Annotated in this window: 1 protein-coding gene; it reads left to right on the top strand. The window is 68.3% G+C overall.

Translation table 11 applies throughout. The features are described from left to right. Positions 1-44 precede the first annotated feature (44 nt). A partial coding sequence (locus ACYVGN_RS13385) for an ISL3 family transposase (protein WP_460791359.1) occupies positions 45-1320 on the top strand: 1276 nt, incomplete at its 3' end.

Here is a 1320-nt window from a genome sequence, read left to right as displayed (position 1 = left end):
AGGATCAGTAGCGCCAACTGCTGATCCATCACGAGGACCTCGACGTGCTTCACCCTACTTCGGGGTGCGCTGACGCGCGCTCTGCCGCTGATCCGTGTTACCGCTGCGATCTGCTGGTCGGTCTCGACGGCGTCCATGTCGAGCACGTTGACCGCCGCGACGGGCTGCTGATCGTCACCGTTTCGACACCGGCGGCGCCGACCGGGTGCCCGTTGTGCGGGGTCGTGGCGATCGGTCGAGGGCGCCGCCGTCGAGTGTTGCATGACGTGCCGGGCGTGACGCGGGTGCGGATCGTCTGGCGGCAACGGGTCTGGCGATGCGGCGACGTGGGCTGTGCCAAGAAGACGTTCGTGGAGCAGCTTCCCTCGCTGGTCGCTCGGCGCGGGTCGCTCACAAGGCGAGCCGTCGACTGGGCGATCGGGCAGCTGCGCCGCGAGCACGCCACGATCGAAGGACTACGTCGTCAGCTCGGGACATCGTGGAAGACGGTGTGGCGGGCTGTTGAGCCTGAACTGGTGCGGTTGGCAGCCGACGAGTCCCGGTTCGAGAACGTGACCACGCTCGGCGTCGACGAGCACATCTGGCATCACGTCGACCACCGCAAGCGGGGCCCGAAGGAACTGACCGGCATGGTCGACCTCAGCCGCGACAGCACCGGGAAGACGCGGGCCAGGCTGCTCGACCTCGTGCCGGGCAGATCGGGGAAGGCATACGCGTCCTGGCTCAGCGAGCGGGGCGAAGCGTTCCGAAAGAACGTGAAGGTGGCGGCGCTGGACCCGTTCGCGGGCTACAAGACTGCGATCGATGACACGCTCGAAGACGCGGTCGCTGTGCTGGACGCGTTCCATGTCGTCAAGCTCGGCACCGCCGCCGTCGACGAGGTCCGCCGCCGCGTCCAGCAAGACACCCTCGGGCATCGCGGTCGGAAGGGCGACCCGCTCTACGGGATTCAGACCATCCTCCGTGCCGGGGCCGAGAACCTCACCGACAAGCAGCGGATCCGGCTGACCGCGGCAATCGAGGCCGATCCTGCGCACGACGAGGTGTTCGTCGCGTGGCAGTGCGCACAGCAGCTGCGCTCTGCCTACCACGCGAAGGACCTGACCGAGGGGCGGCGGATCGCCGAGAGGGTGGTCGACACGTTCCACACCTGCCCGATCCCCGAGATCGCCCGCCTCGGCCGCACCCTCCGCCGCTGGCGTTCAGCGTTCCTGGCGTACTTCACCACGAGCCGCGCGAACAACGGCGGCACCGAGGCGATCAACGGGATCATCGAGCTCCACCGCCGCCTCGCCCGCGGCTATCGCAACCGCGAGAACT

This window comes from Microbacterium lacusdiani, from assembly GCF_054779895.1.
This window is presented reverse-complemented; position numbering and strand designations above follow the sequence as displayed.